The sequence below is a fragment of the Nocardia sp. NPDC060249 genome (assembly GCF_042728755.1).
GTDB lineage: Bacteria > Actinomycetota > Actinomycetes > Mycobacteriales > Mycobacteriaceae > Nocardia.
Genome location: NZ_JBHXAQ010000002.1, coordinates 1059913 through 1075622, shown reverse-complemented (window position 1 = coordinate 1075622; position 15710 = coordinate 1059913). Strand labels below are relative to the sequence as shown.

At 66.9% G+C, this 15710-nt stretch carries 15 protein-coding genes; 11 read left to right on the top strand and 4 right to left on the bottom strand.

Annotated features, from left to right (window positions below):
- Positions 1-244 precede the first annotated feature (244 nt).
- Positions 245-520 (top strand): LuxR C-terminal-related transcriptional regulator, encoded by a 276-nt coding sequence (locus ACFWFP_RS12625; protein WP_379294864.1) that lies wholly within the window; start codon positions 245-247, stop codon positions 518-520.
- Positions 521-526: 6 nt separating this feature from the next.
- On the opposite strand, the gene ACFWFP_RS12620 is transcribed toward ACFWFP_RS12625, so the two are convergent.
- Both ACFWFP_RS12620 and ACFWFP_RS12615 read right to left on the bottom strand, forming a co-directional pair.
- A complete protein-coding gene (locus ACFWFP_RS12620; RefSeq protein ID WP_379294863.1) occupies positions 527-928 on the bottom strand; it encodes a hypothetical protein in 402 nt (133 codons plus the stop codon).
- Between the two features lie 82 nt (positions 929-1010).
- Positions 1011-1298 (bottom strand): helix-turn-helix transcriptional regulator, encoded by a 288-nt coding sequence (locus ACFWFP_RS12615; RefSeq protein WP_379294862.1) that lies wholly within the window; start codon positions 1296-1298, stop codon positions 1011-1013.
- Positions 1299-1379: 81 nt separating this feature from the next.
- On the opposite strand from ACFWFP_RS12615, the gene ACFWFP_RS12610 reads away from it, so the two are divergent.
- The 3 genes from ACFWFP_RS12610 to ACFWFP_RS12600 are packed head-to-tail and all read left to right on the top strand — an operon-like array spanning position 1380 to position 5412.
- On the top strand, positions 1380-2753 hold the full coding sequence (locus tag ACFWFP_RS12610; RefSeq protein WP_379294861.1) for a hypothetical protein: 1374 nt from the start codon (positions 1380-1382) through the stop codon (positions 2751-2753).
- Positions 2747-4093, top strand: a complete 1347-nt coding sequence (locus tag ACFWFP_RS12605; RefSeq protein ID WP_379294860.1) for a hypothetical protein — start codon at positions 2747-2749, stop codon at positions 4091-4093. Before ACFWFP_RS12610 ends, ACFWFP_RS12605 begins: the two co-directional genes overlap by 7 nt.
- The gene (locus ACFWFP_RS12600) at positions 4090-5412 is read left to right on the top strand and encodes a hypothetical protein (RefSeq protein WP_379294859.1); all 1323 of its coding nucleotides are present in this window, start codon (positions 4090-4092) and stop codon (positions 5410-5412) included. The genes ACFWFP_RS12605 and ACFWFP_RS12600 overlap by 4 nt, the downstream gene beginning before the upstream one ends.
- On the opposite strand, the gene ACFWFP_RS12595 is transcribed toward ACFWFP_RS12600, so the two are convergent.
- Positions 5413-6099: a hypothetical protein gene (locus tag ACFWFP_RS12595; protein ID WP_379294858.1), complete on the bottom strand. Its 687-nt coding sequence runs from the start codon at positions 6097-6099 to the stop codon at positions 5413-5415.
- Positions 6100-6428: 329 nt separating this feature from the next.
- Here ACFWFP_RS12595 and ACFWFP_RS12590 point away from each other — a divergent pair, with 329 nt between their 5' ends.
- From ACFWFP_RS12590 to ACFWFP_RS12560, 7 genes are all read left to right on the top strand, one after another.
- Positions 6429-7070, top strand: a complete 642-nt coding sequence (locus ACFWFP_RS12590) for an alpha-ketoglutarate-dependent dioxygenase AlkB (RefSeq protein WP_379294857.1) — start codon at positions 6429-6431, stop codon at positions 7068-7070.
- Between the two features lie 4 nt (positions 7071-7074).
- The gene (locus ACFWFP_RS12585; RefSeq protein ID WP_379294856.1) at positions 7075-7560 is read left to right on the top strand and encodes a glycine-rich domain-containing protein; all 486 of its coding nucleotides are present in this window, start codon (positions 7075-7077) and stop codon (positions 7558-7560) included.
- 268 nt (positions 7561-7828) lie between these two features.
- Positions 7829-8722 (top strand): hypothetical protein, encoded by an 894-nt coding sequence (locus tag ACFWFP_RS12580; protein WP_379294855.1) that lies wholly within the window; start codon positions 7829-7831, stop codon positions 8720-8722.
- A complete protein-coding gene (locus ACFWFP_RS12575) occupies positions 8683-9600 on the top strand; it encodes a class I SAM-dependent methyltransferase (RefSeq protein ID WP_379294854.1) in 918 nt (305 codons plus the stop codon). Before ACFWFP_RS12580 ends, ACFWFP_RS12575 begins: the two co-directional genes overlap by 40 nt.
- Positions 9597-12059 carry an AMP-binding protein gene (locus ACFWFP_RS12570; protein WP_379294853.1) on the top strand — a complete coding sequence of 821 codons (2463 nt, stop codon included), beginning with the start codon at positions 9597-9599 and terminating at the stop codon, positions 12057-12059. The genes ACFWFP_RS12575 and ACFWFP_RS12570 overlap by 4 nt, the downstream gene beginning before the upstream one ends.
- A complete protein-coding gene (locus ACFWFP_RS12565) occupies positions 11992-13368 on the top strand; it encodes an NtaA/DmoA family FMN-dependent monooxygenase (protein WP_379295132.1) in 1377 nt (458 codons plus the stop codon). Before ACFWFP_RS12570 ends, ACFWFP_RS12565 begins: the two co-directional genes overlap by 68 nt.
- The gene (locus ACFWFP_RS12560) at positions 13365-14333 is read left to right on the top strand and encodes an aldo/keto reductase (RefSeq protein WP_379294852.1); all 969 of its coding nucleotides are present in this window, start codon (positions 13365-13367) and stop codon (positions 14331-14333) included. The genes ACFWFP_RS12565 and ACFWFP_RS12560 overlap by 4 nt, the downstream gene beginning before the upstream one ends.
- On the opposite strand, the gene ACFWFP_RS12555 is transcribed toward ACFWFP_RS12560, so the two are convergent.
- The gene (locus ACFWFP_RS12555; RefSeq protein ID WP_379294851.1) at positions 14317-15189 is read right to left on the bottom strand and encodes a TauD/TfdA family dioxygenase; all 873 of its coding nucleotides are present in this window, start codon (positions 15187-15189) and stop codon (positions 14317-14319) included. The two genes, ACFWFP_RS12560 and ACFWFP_RS12555, sit on opposite strands and share 17 nt — an antisense overlap.
- Positions 15190-15710 lie beyond the last annotated feature (521 nt).

The following is a 15710-nucleotide window of genomic DNA, read 5'->3' as shown; positions in this document are numbered from 1 at the left end:
GACGAGCTGCGCGGAAATAGGGTCCTCGACGGAAATGGTTATCCCTCCTGCGATCTCGTTCCCCCGGTGATAGTTCGTCAGGGAGAGCCGCCCGTTACATCGTGTGAGAGTAGTTGCCCTCAGCTGAGAGCGCGCACGTGCAACGACGGGAGTGATCTCGCTGAGAAGTTCCTCTTTGATGGAGTCGAGGCGCCCGAGCAATCGACGGGCGTCCGCAGCGAACGAGTGTCGGAGGGTAGCAATAATGTCTGTTGGACCCGTTGTCGCGACAGCACCCAGCGAGTTGGGGCTGATCGCACCGCAATTGAGCCCCCGCGAGGTGGAGGTGCTCCTCACCTGGATCCGCGTCGACACCAAATCCGATGTGGGCAAGTCGCTACACATCGCGATCGGCACCGTGAACACCCACCTGGCCAGGATCCGCGACAAGTTCGCGGCCGTCGACCGCGCCGCCCCCACCAAGGCGTTGCTGCTCGCTCGGGCATTGCAGGACGGGTTGATTCAGCTCGACGAACTCTGAGCCGAGCTATCGGCCGGCGATGGGGTCGGCTGTGGCGGGGATGCCGCGGGCGGTGAGTGTGGCGGCGGTCGCGCTCACCAAGCCGCGCAGGCGGGCGAAATCGGGGGATTTCGCACCACGACGGGATCGACAGAAGAACTCCGCGTAGGCCACCGCGTCAGTGATCGCGAAGACGACGTCGACCGTCGGACAATGACGTTGGGTCAAGGCGATCGCGGCGACGGCGCGGCCGGGCCGATCCGTCGCGGGCACCGGCCGGTCACAGACTCGCGGGCGACCCAGGTAGGTGACGTTGCCGGTGCGCCAGGTCGGCGCGGGCGGGCCGACGGCGAGTTCGTGTACAGCATCGATCAGCTCACTGAGCGCGTCCGTGGGCACGGTGAGCTGGTAGCCCGCCCGGTGTTCCATCTGCCTCCGTTCCCATCGCGTCGCGACCGCCCCAGTCTGCTGTCCGCGCAGGGTCATCGGGTAGTCGGCGATTCGCAGGACATCACAGTTCGTCGAGACCGATGATCCCGTCTTGCAGCGCTCTGGCCAACAGCGCCGATTTCGTGGTCGCGGCCCGGCCGACCGCAGCGTACTTGGTTCTGGTGCGGCCCAGATGGGTGTTGACGGTCCCCATGGTGATGAACAGTTCCAGGGTCACCTGCTGTTTCGTCTCCGACAGCAGCCAGGTGCGCAGGACTTCGCGTTCGCGCACCGACAGCGGCGCTGGGGTGAAGCGGGGCATCCCGCAGTTGGGGCACTCGTGGGGTTCGGGGGTGTTCGCGATGTTCATATCGCCTCCACCGATCCCCCGGTCGGCTGTCATTCAGCCGACCGATGGCGGGGTGGGTTGACGACTGCCATGCTCGGCGGAGTGACGCCTTCACTGACCGGGCAGCGATATCCCCAGCCGGACTGGATCCGCGAATTGTGGTGGGTCCGAACGGGTTCCCGTCCCGAGGTGTCGCGCACCGTGTTGGCTCGGCAGTGGTTCGCCGCGGCTGAGGCGCCCAAGCCCCGCAAGAAGGAGTTCATCGACGAACTCAAAGGCTGGTCCGGGGTGCTCAGCGGAACCTGCGAGTGGGTGCGCGAAAGATACGGCGCGCTGGCGGTGTTTCTCGCCGGAACCGACAGCAGTATCGACGAACCGGCCGGGTGGCTGGCGGTCTCGTTCCTCTACCGCGACTACGCCGATCCGCTTGCCCGATTCAGCGCCCAGTTCGCACTGCTCGCCCACGAGCACCGTCCGCGCGGAATACCGAACAAGATCTCCGATCGGGTGAAGAGCTACGAACTGGTGGTCCCGCCCTCGGTGCGCGCCGCGATGGCGGGCGAACGCCTCGATGCGGGGGTCGGTGGTGTGCTCGACACCGCGGCCGACGCGGACGCCTTCATCGCCCGGCCCCACGACCACCGGGACCGGTACCTGTCGATAGCCCTGCGCCGCTACGCGTCCCACCTGCTCGAGAAACGCCCCGACTTCTCGGCCGACCAGCGGGTGCTCGACGCGATCGATGCCGCGGTCGCCGCGCTGGCTGTCCACGGCGATCCCGACCGGCCCGCGCGCGAACCGACCCCGGCCGAACTGCGCCACGTCGACGGTCTGCTGACGGCCCGGATCGACGCCGACCCGACTGTGCGTGAGGATCCCCGCTTCGCGCACGCCTACCTGCGCGCCAGGAAGACCATGGTGCGGTGGGCCGTCGAGGGCCGCGAACTGACCGACGCGACGGTCCTCTACACCAAGCTGCGCGCGGTCGGACTCGACAACGCCCGCGCCGACTACCGCACCGCGCGTCGCGAGGTGCCGGTGGCCGAACCGACCGTGCTGGACTCGGCGACCGAGCAGACCGGGTTCGGCCGACTCCTCGACACCGACATCTTGTCCAGGGCCGCAGCCGAATTGGACACCGTCTCCCCGCCGTCGTGGGAACGCTCGCTCGCCGCCGAATTGCTCCGCGGTGGGGCGGGTCGCGTGCCGTACGACGATCTGCGCGCGAAGGTGCGCGCCGACTGGAATGCTGTCGGCGGTGACGGTCCGCCCACCGCGCGGGCGCGCAACCCGGCGGTCGCCGCGCGTCTGGTCGACGCCATCCTGTTCATGGCGGTGGCCTCGGTGATCGGCACCGACGACGTCGCCGAACTCTTCGACGCCACGGCCGCACGCGGCATCGGCGCGCGATTCGACGGCGCTGCGACGGTTCTCTACGCATTGGGTGCGGATGAAGGGGAGGACGGGACATGGTGAACCTCCGAACGGGTCGCCTCGTCGTCGACGATCTCGGCGGCGTGAGCTGGTTCGCGCTGCGCACCCCGGCTCTGCCCGCGGCGGAATTGCGGGTGGACGCGGGCATCTCGCTCGCCGTCGACCCCGTGGCGCCCGCCTGTCCGCTCGGCTGGTCGGTCGACCCGGGCGCCGATCCCGCCGCACTGGGCGAGGTTTTCGCCGATCCCGCGCTTGTGCTGCTCGTGGCGGCGTCGCGCAACGAGGGACCCGCGGTGACGCACCTCGACTGTCCCGCACTGCCCCCGACATGGGCGCATCGAGCTCACGTCGCCGCGACCGCCCGCTGGACTCTGCGCCCGCTCGACAACGGCGCCCTGCTGCTCGATGAAGCCATAGCCGAATACCGTTGTGGCCGTATCATTCTCGCGCGTCGACTGTTCGGCTATGGCGAATACGCGCTGCTCGCCCTCGGCGAGCGGGCAGTGGACGGCGAATTATCCGCGGCGGCAACAGAACTGGTTCGCACCGCGATGTCGGCCGCGGTGTCGGCGGGGCTGGGTGGCGAGATCGCGGACCTCGCCGAACAACTCACCGGCATCGATGAGGCGCACCTGTCGGCGGTGCTCGCAGATTGGCGCGCCGTCGACGAATCGGCCCTGGTCGGTGCGGGCACGTACGCCCACGACCGCGCGGCCCCCGAGAACGACACCGCCTACGTGATGGCCGATCCCACCGTATTGCCCCCGCGAATCCTGGCGTGGCCGGGCGCGGCCAGACCCGAGATCAGGGTCGACTACCGTGCGGGCGCATACGAACTGCGGTCCAGGCTCGCCGCGGGCGTCGACCCGTGGTGCGCCGAAGCCACTGAACTGCTCGCCTACACCGCCGACGAGACCACCGGTCGTCTCCTCGGCGTCGCCCCCGTCGAAGCCGGCCCCGACGGCGACCTCTTCGCCGAACTCCCTGACCACGGCGAGCCCGGCGCCCGCGCCTTCGGCTTGTTCTCCGCCGAGATCGACCCGGAACAATTGCGTGGCACCGCGTTCGGTCGAACCGGGATCGAGGTGGATCGCGAACTCCTCGAAGGCTGGAATCTCGACCGCGCCGCCGCAACCCGACGCCACCTCAGCGGCGCCTCACCCGAACTCACCGAACTGGTGATGGCGGCCGAAACCGCCGTCGGCAACGCGCGCGCGCAGGTGGACGACCTCCTGCTCGATGACCATCCCGACGCGGTGGCGCGGGCCCTGCGAGCCCGCCTCGACGCCATCGACGCCTATCTCGCCTCGCTCGCGGGCGCCGAGCCGCGCCAGGGTGCGGTGCTGCTGTGCGAACTGGTCGAACCGTCGGAGGGGCGGTGAGCGCACCGATCGAGGTGCTCGTGCGCGCCGTCGACGCCGGCGACACCTACCTTTCCTGGCGCTGGCTGGACCGGCCCGACCGGTGCGAGTACGCCGTCGTCGCGGCCGGCACCATGGAGCGGGTCTTGGCCCAACTGGGTGCCGCGCTCCCTGCGCTCCAGGCGGGGGAGGTCGGCAACGACGGTGTCGAACGCGCGCTGACCGGTGCGTTCACCGACCGAGACGCCGAACTGAGGCTGATCGAGGCACTGACCGCCGCGGTGCTGCCCATCGCGTTCTCCGCCCAACTGTCGCGCCGCGCCGCGCGCGGCGAACAGGTCAGGGTGCGACTGACTCCGAGCGCCCGACTCGCGCGTCTGCCGTGGGAGCTGCTGATCGTCGACAGCGTGCACAGGATGCTCGAGATCGCCGACATCGTCTACGAGCCACCCGCGGCCGTGCACGCGGGCCGAGACAACCTGCCACCGGACTGGTCGGTGAGCGCTGGCCGTCCCGCCTTGCTGCTCATCGACCCGCGTACGCCCTCCGGTGCCGAGGCCCACCACCTCGGCTCGGTCCTGGACCGCGCCGACCACTTCGACTTCACCGACCGTGTGGACTCCTACGTGACGGCGGGTCGAATACTCGCCGCCGAACGTGGCCGCTGCGTCGCCGCCCGCGTGAGTCGCCGCGACCTCGCGACCGCCCTGCGCACCGAACGTTCCCGCCTGTTCTACTTCGGACACATCTCCTCTGTTGCCGACGAGCCGGGCTCGGCCGCCCTGCACCTGCACGACACCCGCAGGACTTGGGGCATGGCGGAGCCGCTGACCCGTGCCGACCCCCACGGCAACCCGATCGTCGCGAGTGGCGATCACCGCCCGCTGGCCGCCATCGACCTGCTGCTCGGCACCCTCGCTGGTGACGCCGCCGCGCACCGCGTCTACGGCCACACCGAACCGCAACCGGGTGCCCGACTGTGGCCGATGCCGCCCCGCGTCGCCTTGATCGCCTGCGAGGGTGGCGTCGACTACCGTTCCTCGGAGACCTTTGGCCTGGTCGTGGCCATGGTGAACGCGGGCGCGGCCCTGGTCACCACTACCCGCTGGACCCTGCCGACCAATCGGGCCTTCGCCGACTTCGGTCCGGGCACGACCGCGAAGCCGACCACCGAACTCGGATTGCGGGTCGACCGCGCACACGAAGGTCTCGACCCCGTCGGGGAGTTGCGCGCCTGGCAGCGCGAATGCCTACATCGGTGGCAAGCGGCCGGCGACATCGCCGACAGCCCGCTGGTCTGGGCGTCGCTGAGCCACACCATCGCCCCGTGGAGACCTTGATCACCTCCGTGTGCGGGTGTTCGCACCGATCGCGCTCGCGACCGCGAATGTCGCGCCGAACACCATCACCATCACGATGCCGTTGGTGTTGGCGCTGTCCCCGCACCGCGGCGCGAACGCCGCGACCAGGATCGCTACCGCGGCCAGCGCGCTCGTCCCACCATCCAACACCACGTTCGACCGGCGCGCGGCGAGCCAACCCAACGGCATCGCGAGCAGCACCATCGCGCTCAGCGGAACGGGATCGGGCAACGCGTCGATCCCGAACGGCGACGTCGCGGCGGTCAACAACTCGACGGCTCCAAACCAACGCAACCCGAACTTCGGCGCGATCCCGGTCGTCACGACGGCCGCGAAGAATCCCAGCCCCGCGAGCACAGACAACAACGCGAAGACCGAGTACCGCAGCGCCGCGGGTGCGGTGTCACACGGTGTGCCGCGCAGAAATGCGGCGGCGACGGGGATGCACGCCAAGAGCCCGACCGCGGAATAGAAGAAGTCGGCCACCGGAGCTAGATAGCGCGCCCTGGCGAACAACGCCGCGACGATGCCGACGAACAGCGCGAAGACAGCCATCGAACCCCCATCGACCCCGGGTGAGGTGGCCGCCAGCTCGCCGATTGCCGCGGCCGCGACCAATCCGTCGGCGAACGGAAGAAAGGGATGTGCCGGGTCGGATGTGCGCATATCTACCCCCGAAACCGGAATCGACTCTGCTGCAGGGCTACCTGCCGCTCCCGTCGATCGTGTCGATGCAACGCCTGGCTGGTTTTCTGGGCGACGTCATCGACAACAGGACGCGCGTCGGACAAAGTGGGGCCGCCGGCGTTGCGTGCGTGTATTTTTCGGATTCGCGCACCCGGAGAGAATGCGGATCGAATGCGACTCATGACGCCCATATCGCTCGATCGTAGGGCTCGAATCCGGAAGCCGATGTCCGTCGAAGAGCTGACATTGCGTTGAGCCACAACGGGATACGCTTTTTTCGGCGGCGATTCCGGAGGGAGCGATAGTACATGGAGTCATCGGAGCGACAAGTAGCTGACGGGCTGACAGTGGTCGACGGTGTCGTAGGAACCGTGTTGAGCGGTCGGATCCGCGAGCAATTGCTGGACGCGGATCGCCACCATCGCAGCGAGATTCTCATCGACTCTCACCGGCACCTCGCGCCTCGGCTCATCTCGTCGTTCTCCGATGTCCCACTCGCGCTGGACGGGATGGATCCCAGTCGACCATGGATACCGGAACTGGCTGACCTGCGCGAGTTCGTCGGCCTGCGGTTCGGTCTGACCTTCAACTACGCGCTCGCCAATCTGTACCGCGATCGTTCTGATTTCACCGGCTGGCACTGCGACAAGGCATGGCTGCACGAACCGGGCAGCACCATCGCGATTGTGAGTTTCGGTGCCACCCGAACTCTCGCGGTCCGGGCGTTGGGTACCGACTCGACAGTGCGATATCCCCTGTCGGATTCCTCTGTCGTGCTAATGAGCCTCCCGCTCCAGGAAACACACGAGCATTGTGTTCTCGCCGAAACTGAGGACGTGGATATGCGCCTCAGTATCACGCTCCGGCACATCCGAATACTTCCCGAATATCTGGATGATGACCGGCGATGTCGCCGACACCATGGCGTCACCACCACTGAAAGGAAATAGGCACATGACATACACGGAAAAGGTGCAGCACTTCATCGACGAACCGCTGTGTGGGTTCACCGAAATCGAACTGCGAGAGCGGGTCTCGACCGACCTGGCGCGGACGGCATTGGCACATCCGCCGCAGGAATTCCTGATCGAGAAATTCGCCAAGGACCACGGGTACGCCGACGACGACGCCCGCGCCCTGTTCGAAGACGTCAAGAAGTTCCTGTTGCTCGGCAGTCTCGTCGACGCGTCGCCGGCGCCGAGTCTGCCCATCGACCAGATGTGGCACGCCTTCATTCTGTTCACGAAGGACTATGCCGAGTTCTGCGGCAAGGTCGGTGGGTTCATCCATCACCGCCCATTGCCCTCGACCAGCGAGCACCAGCCGCCGATCGAGCCGACCCTGGAACTCATGACCGCGGCCTACGGCCCACTGAGCGAAACCTCGTGGCCCGCACCGCTCGGCGCCTTCGGAATCATGGATTGCAAGGCCGGCGTCTGAGCGAGAGCACTGGGCGCGTACTCCGCGCCGGACACCGCTCTCGGTGCCCGGCGCGGGCTCGTTCGGTTCGAAGGGAGGCGCGGTGACCAGCGGGTTGTACCGAGACAGTGCGCACTGGTGTGACGATGGCAAGCCGACGGCAGTGGCCTGGGATGAGCGAATCATATTGGGCAGCAGCATGTTCGACGCGACCCGAGCGGAACGAACCGGTATCGGCCGGGTACTCCTTGTCGGGCACAGTTGCGATCCTGACCTCGCACGGATCGCGATGCTACTGGCAGACTCCGGGGCCGAGGTCCACGCCGTCTTGGTGGACCGCATCGGTCGCCAGCCGAGTATGGCGTTTCCGGGCCTCGGAGATCGGTCGCACTACGATGTCGGCTACTGCCGGGGATTTCGGCCCGAACAGTTCGTCCACTTCCACTTCGACCGGACGCTGCGACGCGACGAGGATTGGCGAGCGGTCGGGCCGGATCTCCTCGATCACGCGACCGGCCAGGCGAATACGCTGATGTGGGGGTGGCTGGCGCGCGTCGACGTGGCCCGCTGGGTGAACTCACCGTGGCAGCTGCGTACCGCCGAGAACAAGGTGATCCAGTTGGCTGCGGCCGAGAGCGCGGGATTGGCGATCCCGGCGACTCTGGTGACCAGCCGAGTCGACGAACTGCGGCAGTTCGCGCGCGGCTGTGCGGCAGGCGTGGTGCACAAAAGTCTGAACTCGCCGATCATCTCCGGGCACCATCGGGGGCGGAGGTTCCTCTACACCTCGGCGATCACGCCCGACGACGTCGAGTCGTTGTCCTACCCCTGTCTGTTCCAGCAGCGTCTGCTGCCCCGCGTCGAACATCGGGTCACCGTGATCGGCGCGCGCACCTTCGCCGCGTCGCTGACCCGCGCGGCCGACGAACCGGCCGACTGGCGACGGGCCGCGAACGGTCACGCTCGTTTCGAACACCACCGCCTCGACGAATCACTGGTCAGCGCTATTCGGCAGCTGATGAAAACACTGGATATCCAAGTCGGCGCCGTCGATCTGATCGACACCGGTGAGGAGACCTACTTCCTCGAGATCAACCCCTCGGCCGCGTTGCTGTGGTTGGAGAGAACGCTAGGAATGCATTTATGTCAGAGCGTGACGAACCTGATTCTCTGCGGCAGGTAGCCGAGCACCTGCTCGATATCGCTCGGCGCGACCTCGGACTGTCGGTGGATGCCGTCAGATCGGTCGTCGCGGCCTCAGCGCACGACAGCGACAGCTACCGAGCGCTGGCGGGGGTGGCCGACGCCGTGATGGGGCGTCGTCCGCTGGCGGACGGTGTCGTGGACGGCTTCTATTCTCGAGCCCGACGCGGTGACCGCGGAGAGCGCGCCTTCCTCGATGGTGCCGACGCGATGCTCGTGCACGGTTACCCGCGCTCCGTGATCGACGGATTGCCCGCCGAAGCCGTCAGCAGATTCCTCGGGCTCGGGAACGTGTGCAGTGCCATCGCGGAGTCGGCGGGTGGCCGGGTGGTCGACATCGGTTGCGGCGCAGGCGTGGATCTGGGTGTCGCGTCGATGCTCTGCGCGGATCCGACGCTGCTTGTCGGTATCGACAAACGCCCGGACCTCCTGCACGTCGCGGCCGCCGCGTGCCCGCGCGCTGAACTCGTCGTCGGGGACGTCACCGCGCTGCCCTTCACCGGCGATGCTTTCGACACTGTGCTGGCGAACGGGCTGCCGCCGTTGCAGCGACCGGCGACGCTACCGGCGACGGCTGACGCGCTACAGGCGCTCGCGGTCACTGGAGGCATCGTCTCGGTGACGGTGATCGTCGCCGCGCCACGCTTGACGGCGAGGTTGGCCGAGGTCTTCCTCGGTGACGACGTTCTCACGCGTGGTCTGGCAGTGTTGATTTCAGGCAAGCCGACCATCGCCGATGTCGTGAGTGCGTTCAGGTCGCAGAGCCTGGTGACGGCGCGTCAGGGAAACAATCCCTACCGAGAACGAGGTGCGCGCCATCGCACCGCCATGTACGCCGTGCGAGCGGTCAAACAATGAACGCGATTCCGTCGTGCCTGAGCAATAGCGGTGCCTCGCTGTCCTGCGGAGACCACGATTACTCGCCGTCCGCATTGACGAGGGCGATCGAGCAGATGATGGCGGAGTGTCGTCAGATCGGTCTCGGTGCGACCGATGTGGTCGTGCTCCGCGCTCACCTGTCCGACCGCTACGTGATCGCCCTTCTCGCAGCGATCGAGCTGAGGTGCTGCGTGGTGCCCGTCGATATCTCTATGCCGACTGTCATGATCGAAGCGATCGTCACCGTAGCCGCGCCCGCGGCGATCATCGACGACGACGGGATCGTCGTCGTTCCAGGCCGGGGTAGACCGGTGCCGAGTCGCGGGCGCGACCATGACGACGCCGCCTTTATCCTGTTCACTTCGGGAAGTACCGGGGAGCCGAAGGGGGTGATCGGTACCCGCCGCGGCCTGGAGGCCCGGCTCGATTGGGCGGTTCGCTCCTTTTTCAGCCACGACGTGGATCGCTGCGCGATCAAGACCAATCCGACCTTCATCGACAGCCTCACCGAGATCCTCGGTGCTTACCGCAGTGGGCGGACCCTGGTGGTCGCACCGGTGCTTGCCCAACGTGATCCGGGGTTGCTGGCCGAGTTCATCGAGTCTGCCCGCATCGAGCAGGTCACCCTGACGCCCAGCTGTGTTCCGGCACTGGACGCGATGGGCGGGGCCACCTTGGCGACGGTGCGGCGCTGGATACTGTCGGGTGAGCAACTTCGTCGCGGTTGGTTGTCCACGATCCGCGCACTGTGTCCTCGCGCCGAGGTGATCAATTCTTATGGATCGACCGAGGTGTGCGGTGACGCCGTCTTCTATACGGTGCCCGCGGGCGTGGCGACTCCTGACATCGTCCCGATCGGCCGTGCCGCGCCGGGAGTGCATCTGTATCTCGACGGCGATGTCACCGGATTCCCGGCCGGAGCCGCCGAGCTGTGGGTCGGTGGCGATCAGGTCGCACGGGGCTACCTGGTGTCAGGGCAAACGGCCGAATCGGACCGGTTTTGTCGAACCCCGGATGGTATGCGCTGGTTTCGTACCGGTGACATAGTGCACCGGACCGGGGGACTGCTGTACTTCCTGGGTCGCGGGGGAGACGTGGAGCAGGTGCGAGGACGCCGGGTCGATCTGACCGCAGTCGCCAACGCCCTCGAATCCGTCGACGGCGTCGATGACGCGGTCGCCTGGGTGAATCATCGTCAGAACGGCCCGTCGATCCTGCAGGCGGCGGTGATTCCGGAGTCGGGCGCGAACCCGACCGCCGCGACCGTGCGCGACGATCTACACAAACGTTTTCTGCCGCAGCTGGTTCCGGACCGGATCGACATCGTGACCCGGTTCCGTCGGACGTCGAGCGGCAAGATCGATCCGGCGGCGACGGTCGGTGGCGCTGACCAAGGCGAGCTGGATCGGTCGAGATTCGCGACGGGACTGCAATACCTGATCGCGTCGGTCGTGGGCTCGGCGACAGAGAACAGCTGGATCGGGCCGACCACGTCGTTCGTCGACCTCGGCCTGGACTCCCTGCTGGCAGTGCAGGTCGCCGAAGAGATCGCGCGACACTGCGGTACGCGTGTGACCGGCCTGGATGTACTCGCAGCTCACAACGTCGAGGAGCTGGCCATTCGGATTCCGGGTCTGGGCCCAGCCACAATCCGTGGCCCCGTCCGGCTCGCCCGCGGCGGTGGTACAGACACAGACCGGGTACTGATACTGCTACATCCGGCGATCGGTACTTGTCTAGGGTATTTCCCCTTGCTGCAGCAGCTCTCATACCAGGGCCGAATCCTCTACGTCGAACAGGACGATCGGGCCCGCGTCATCCTGGGCGACGGGGGGATGGAGGCGCTGGCGCGTTACTACGCGGTCGAGGTGGCTGCGCACGCGACGGACGCGACTGTCGATGTCTTCGGCTACTCGTTCGGTGCGTTGCTCGCCCCAGCCGTGGCACGGAGCCTGCGCGGCCTCGGCAGGCAGGTGTCATCGCTGACACTCGTCGATCCGGCGTGGGTGAGATCGAGCGAACAAGTCGGCGAGGATCTAGTGCTGCGACGCGTGCTCACCGACTCCGGATACCGCGATCTGCCGGATTACCCGTTGGACGTCATCGGTGCGCTCGAGGTGGTCCGCGCGGCATCCGGTCCGTTGCGGCTGGTCTCGGTCGAGACGCTCCGGCATTGGGCAGATTGTCTGCGGCTCAACATGATCCACGGTATCGGATATGAACCCGGGCAACCAGCGGTCGATACGCTCGTCGTGCGCGCCTTGGCGACGGCCGGCTTGCTCGGCGTCGACGCGAGCTGGCTCGACGGGGTGCTGGCAGACGCGACAACCGTCACGGTGGACTGCACGCATTTCGAGTTGCTGCAGGGTGATGCGGTCGGTCGGCTCGCCGCCTCGCTCTCGACGTTTCTGGCCACCCGAGGCACCCATGGGCGCTAGGTCATCGGCGCGCAAGGACATGGTCTTGTGTGCGTTTCTGTGCTCGACCGGCTATCACAGCGCGTCCTGGCGGAGGCCCGGAGCTGACCCGATGGCCAACATCAAGCCCGACTACTTCTGCGCGCTGGCGCGCACCGCCGAACGCGGTGATCTCGACGCGGTGTTTCTCGCCGACAGCATGGCGGTGTGGTCGGATGTGGCGGTTCGGCCCGCAGGCGCTGTCGAGCCCGCGGTTCTCGCAGCCGCGATCTTGCAAGCGACCGAACGCATCGGAGTGATCATCACGCAGTCGACGTCGTACAACGAACCCTTCAATGTCGCACGTCGCCTGGCCTCGCTCGACCACCTAGGGAACGGGCGGATCGGATGGAACATCGTCACCTCGGCCACCCGCGAAGCGGCCCAGAACTTCGGATTGGCCGACATCCCGGACCATGACACTCGATATCGGCGCGCGAACGAGTTCGTGCGGGTATGCCTCGCCCTGTGGAACAGCTGGCAGCCTGACGCGATCCGGGCCGATCCGAACGGCATCTGGGCCGACCCGGCCGCGATCACGCCGATCGAGCACGACGGTGCATTCTTCCGCGTTCGTGGTCCGCTCGACGTGCCACCATCACCGCAGCGGGTGCCGTTGCTGGTCCAAGCCGGTTCGAGCGAGCAGGGGATCGCGCTCGCGTCGGAATTCGCGGACTTGGTGTTCAGTGTGGCATCCACTGTCGAAGCGGCGTACGCGTTTCGGCAACGTCTGCTTTCGCGCGCGAGGGCCGCGGATCCGCGACGGCGAATCCGGGTGCTACCCGGATTGATCCCGGTGGTCGGGTCGACCGACGAGGACGCCCACCAGCGTCTGGCCGCGCTCGACGCGCTCGTCGATCCCGCGCCGAGCGTGCGCCAACTCGAACGCAGCTTGGCGATACCGCCGAACACTCTGGCCGTCGACGATCCATTCGACCTCGAATTGCCCTCGGCGGCAGTCAATTCCGGCAATCAGACCTACTACCAGGTGATCCGGGACATGGCTCTCGCTCGCTGCTACACCGTGGGTCAGGTCGCACGGCTGCTCGCGACGAGCCGGGGGCACCGCTTGGTGATCGGATCGCCGACAACGGTCGCGACGGCGATGATCGACTGGGTTCGGCGCGGCGCCGCTGACGGCTACGTCGTTATGCCCGCCGCATTGCCGAGCGACCTGAACCGGTTCGTCGACGAGGTGGTGCCGCTGGTGCGGTCGGCTGGGTATCACGGCATGGCGACGTCGGAAAAGCCACTGGCACAACGGTTTCGAACTGACAGGACGCCAAGGTGACAGGTGAATTCGGACTCGATGCGGTATGGGCGTGGAAATCGACGGCCGCGATCCCGATCGGACTCGGCGGCAGCGTATTCGGCTGGATAGTCGCACCCGCGGACACCGACGCGATTCTGGACCGGTTCTTCGAGATCGGCGGCAGGTTCATCGATACCTCCGACGGCTATTCCCACGCTGCGCGGCCTGCCGGCGCAGACTCGGAGAGTCTGATCGGATCCTGGGTACGCAGACGCGGCGTCGCGAACGAGATTCGGATCATGACCAAGGTCGGATTGTGCCCCGGTGTCGAGGGGCTCGCGCCAGCGGTCGTCGCCGAGGCTGTCGATGGCTCGTTGGATCGGCTCGGCGTGCCCGCTGCTGAGGCAATCCTCGCGCACGCAGACGACGGCGTCACCGCGCCGGAGGACATTGCCGCAGGATTCGCCGCGCTGGCCGGTTCGCGCGCCCGCCATATCGGGGTCTCGCGGTTCTCGACGGACCGGCTGCGGGCGACACAGGCTGCCCTACGCCGGTCTTCGCCCGCCGAGTTCACCTTGATCCAGAGAGAATTCAGTCTCGCCGAGCGCGGTCACGTCTGCCGTACGGCGCGGCCCGAGGCCACCGAGCGGTTGGGGTTGGTGTGCAGTGCGGCATTGGCCCGAGGATTTCTCACCGGAAAGTTCGAGCACGCGCTGACCCGTGCCGGTGCCCGGCACGCCTATGTAGACGAGCACTACGGCCTACCGGGCCACCACGCGTTGCTCGCCGGATTGCGTGAGGTGGCCGCCGCGCACGATGTCACTCCCGCCGCGGTCGCCATTCGTTGGCTGCTCCAGCACGAAGCCGTCGCGCTGCCACTGGTCAGTGTGACCGATCCCGGACAGCTCGACGTCTTTCGCGATGTCGCGTCGCTACGAATCTCGGTTGACGAATGGGAATCGCTGAACGCACTCTCGGCCGCGCTGCCTACCGGCTCGGGCTGACGTCGGGACTGCCACCGCGCAGCACATCGCGCGCCAACGAGACCTCGATCGTCAACCACAGGCGGAGCAGATGCCGCCGCAGGGCCGGGTCGGCGTGATCTGTGTACGCCGCGCGGGCATGCAGCACCGTGGTGTTGTTGAGCAGTTGCACATCGCCTGCCCGGAAGTCCATCGTGATCTGGAGTGCGGGGTCGTTCGCGATCTCCTCCGCCAAGTCCAGCGCCGCGAGCTGATCGTCGGTCAAGCGTGGGGCGCTCGGGTGGTGCTGCGACTGACGGATGTACCAGGCGATGAACGAGATTCGCGGCGTCCCGTCGATCTCGGCGAACGGAGCGAGCTCGAAATGGGAAACCTCACCCGGACGTGGCTCGGCATGGCGGCTCCACGGCATCGGTCGGTACATGATCTCGACCAGATGCGGTGCGCGGGTGAGCATCTGATTGTAGAGTGCGTGCGCGCTGACGATCTTCGATCTACCCCCGCGCGCGGCGGGCCGCAGGCAGAGCAATCCGACCAGATCGGAGGCGTCACTGTGGAAATCCTGGCTCAGACTCGTCTGGTACCGGCGAACTCCCGGACCGCGCTGCCCTCGTTCGTCGCGGATATGGGTGATGAGGTTGCCGTCACGATCCTGACCGACCGGAATGCCGAGCAGCGATCCCAGCGCGAGGTAGGCCCGCTCGATTTCGGGTGGGGTGAGAACCTCGGTCGGAAAATCGCGCAGTCGGACGAACCCCGGTCCGGAATTGAGGATGTGCGCCCATTTTGCGGCCGCAGCGCCCAGCGCGCGGCGCAGGTCGGTGTTCCTCGCGCCGCGACCGCAGTCGACCAATGCGCGCTGCTGCGTCGAAGTCAACCTGAACGACCATGCGCGAGTATCGGAAAACTGAGCTGGGGTCCACGCCGACGGGGAATCGATCGGGACCAATGAGCTCATCGGCGTGCACCGCCACAGTGCAGTCGGGCGGGCTGGGTCCTTGGAAGCAGCACCGCAAGTATCCCTCCTGAGCCAGCCTCCGGCCCCAGTCTCAATCGCATCATGACTGTAGAAGTCACCGGCAGTGCGCTGTTCGAGGCAATCTTCGACTGCACCACAATGCCTTTCGTCGATCCGGTCACCTGCGGCCAATTGTCGTCCTCGGTTCGTAACACGGGCAGTCGTTCGTTCGAACCACATGACTCGGACCGAGCCCCATCGCGCGGAAGCCGCAGTCGCTGTGGCTACGAACGTCGAAACGGCAGAGAGCGGGGTGGCGCGAGTCGTTGCAGGTTGAATCCTGTCAGCCCGACAGTGACAACCCTCTCCGACCTGGGTTGGAGGGGGAGTTGCTGCGGAAGCACTGAGTATCGAGCCTGGCGCGTCGTAGGCTCGCGCAG

What these genes read in the sequence shown, in the direction of transcription:
- ACFWFP_RS12625 (WP_379294864.1), top strand. Translation starts at nt 245, where the DNA reads ATGTCTGTTGGACCCGTTGTCGCGACAGCACCCAGCGAGTTGGGGCTG.
- ACFWFP_RS12620 (WP_379294863.1), bottom strand. Translation starts at nt 928, where the DNA reads ATGGAACACCGGGCGGGCTACCAGCTCACCGTGCCCACGGACGCGCTC.
- ACFWFP_RS12615 (WP_379294862.1), bottom strand. Translation starts at nt 1,298, where the DNA reads ATGAACATCGCGAACACCCCCGAACCCCACGAGTGCCCCAACTGCGGG.
- ACFWFP_RS12605 (WP_379294860.1), top strand. Translation starts at nt 2,747, where the DNA reads ATGGTGAACCTCCGAACGGGTCGCCTCGTCGTCGACGATCTCGGCGGC.
- ACFWFP_RS12595 (WP_379294858.1), bottom strand. Translation starts at nt 6,099, where the DNA reads ATGCGCACATCCGACCCGGCACATCCCTTTCTTCCGTTCGCCGACGGA.
- ACFWFP_RS12590 (WP_379294857.1), top strand. Translation starts at nt 6,429, where the DNA reads ATGGAGTCATCGGAGCGACAAGTAGCTGACGGGCTGACAGTGGTCGAC.
- ACFWFP_RS12585 (WP_379294856.1), top strand. Translation starts at nt 7,075, where the DNA reads ATGACATACACGGAAAAGGTGCAGCACTTCATCGACGAACCGCTGTGT.
- ACFWFP_RS12580 (WP_379294855.1), top strand. Translation starts at nt 7,829, where the DNA reads ATGCTACTGGCAGACTCCGGGGCCGAGGTCCACGCCGTCTTGGTGGAC.
- ACFWFP_RS12575 (WP_379294854.1), top strand. Translation starts at nt 8,683, where the DNA reads ATGTCAGAGCGTGACGAACCTGATTCTCTGCGGCAGGTAGCCGAGCAC.
- ACFWFP_RS12570 (WP_379294853.1), top strand. Translation starts at nt 9,597, where the DNA reads ATGAACGCGATTCCGTCGTGCCTGAGCAATAGCGGTGCCTCGCTGTCC.
- ACFWFP_RS12565 (WP_379295132.1), top strand. Translation starts at nt 11,992, where the DNA reads ATGCGGTCGGTCGGCTCGCCGCCTCGCTCTCGACGTTTCTGGCCACCC.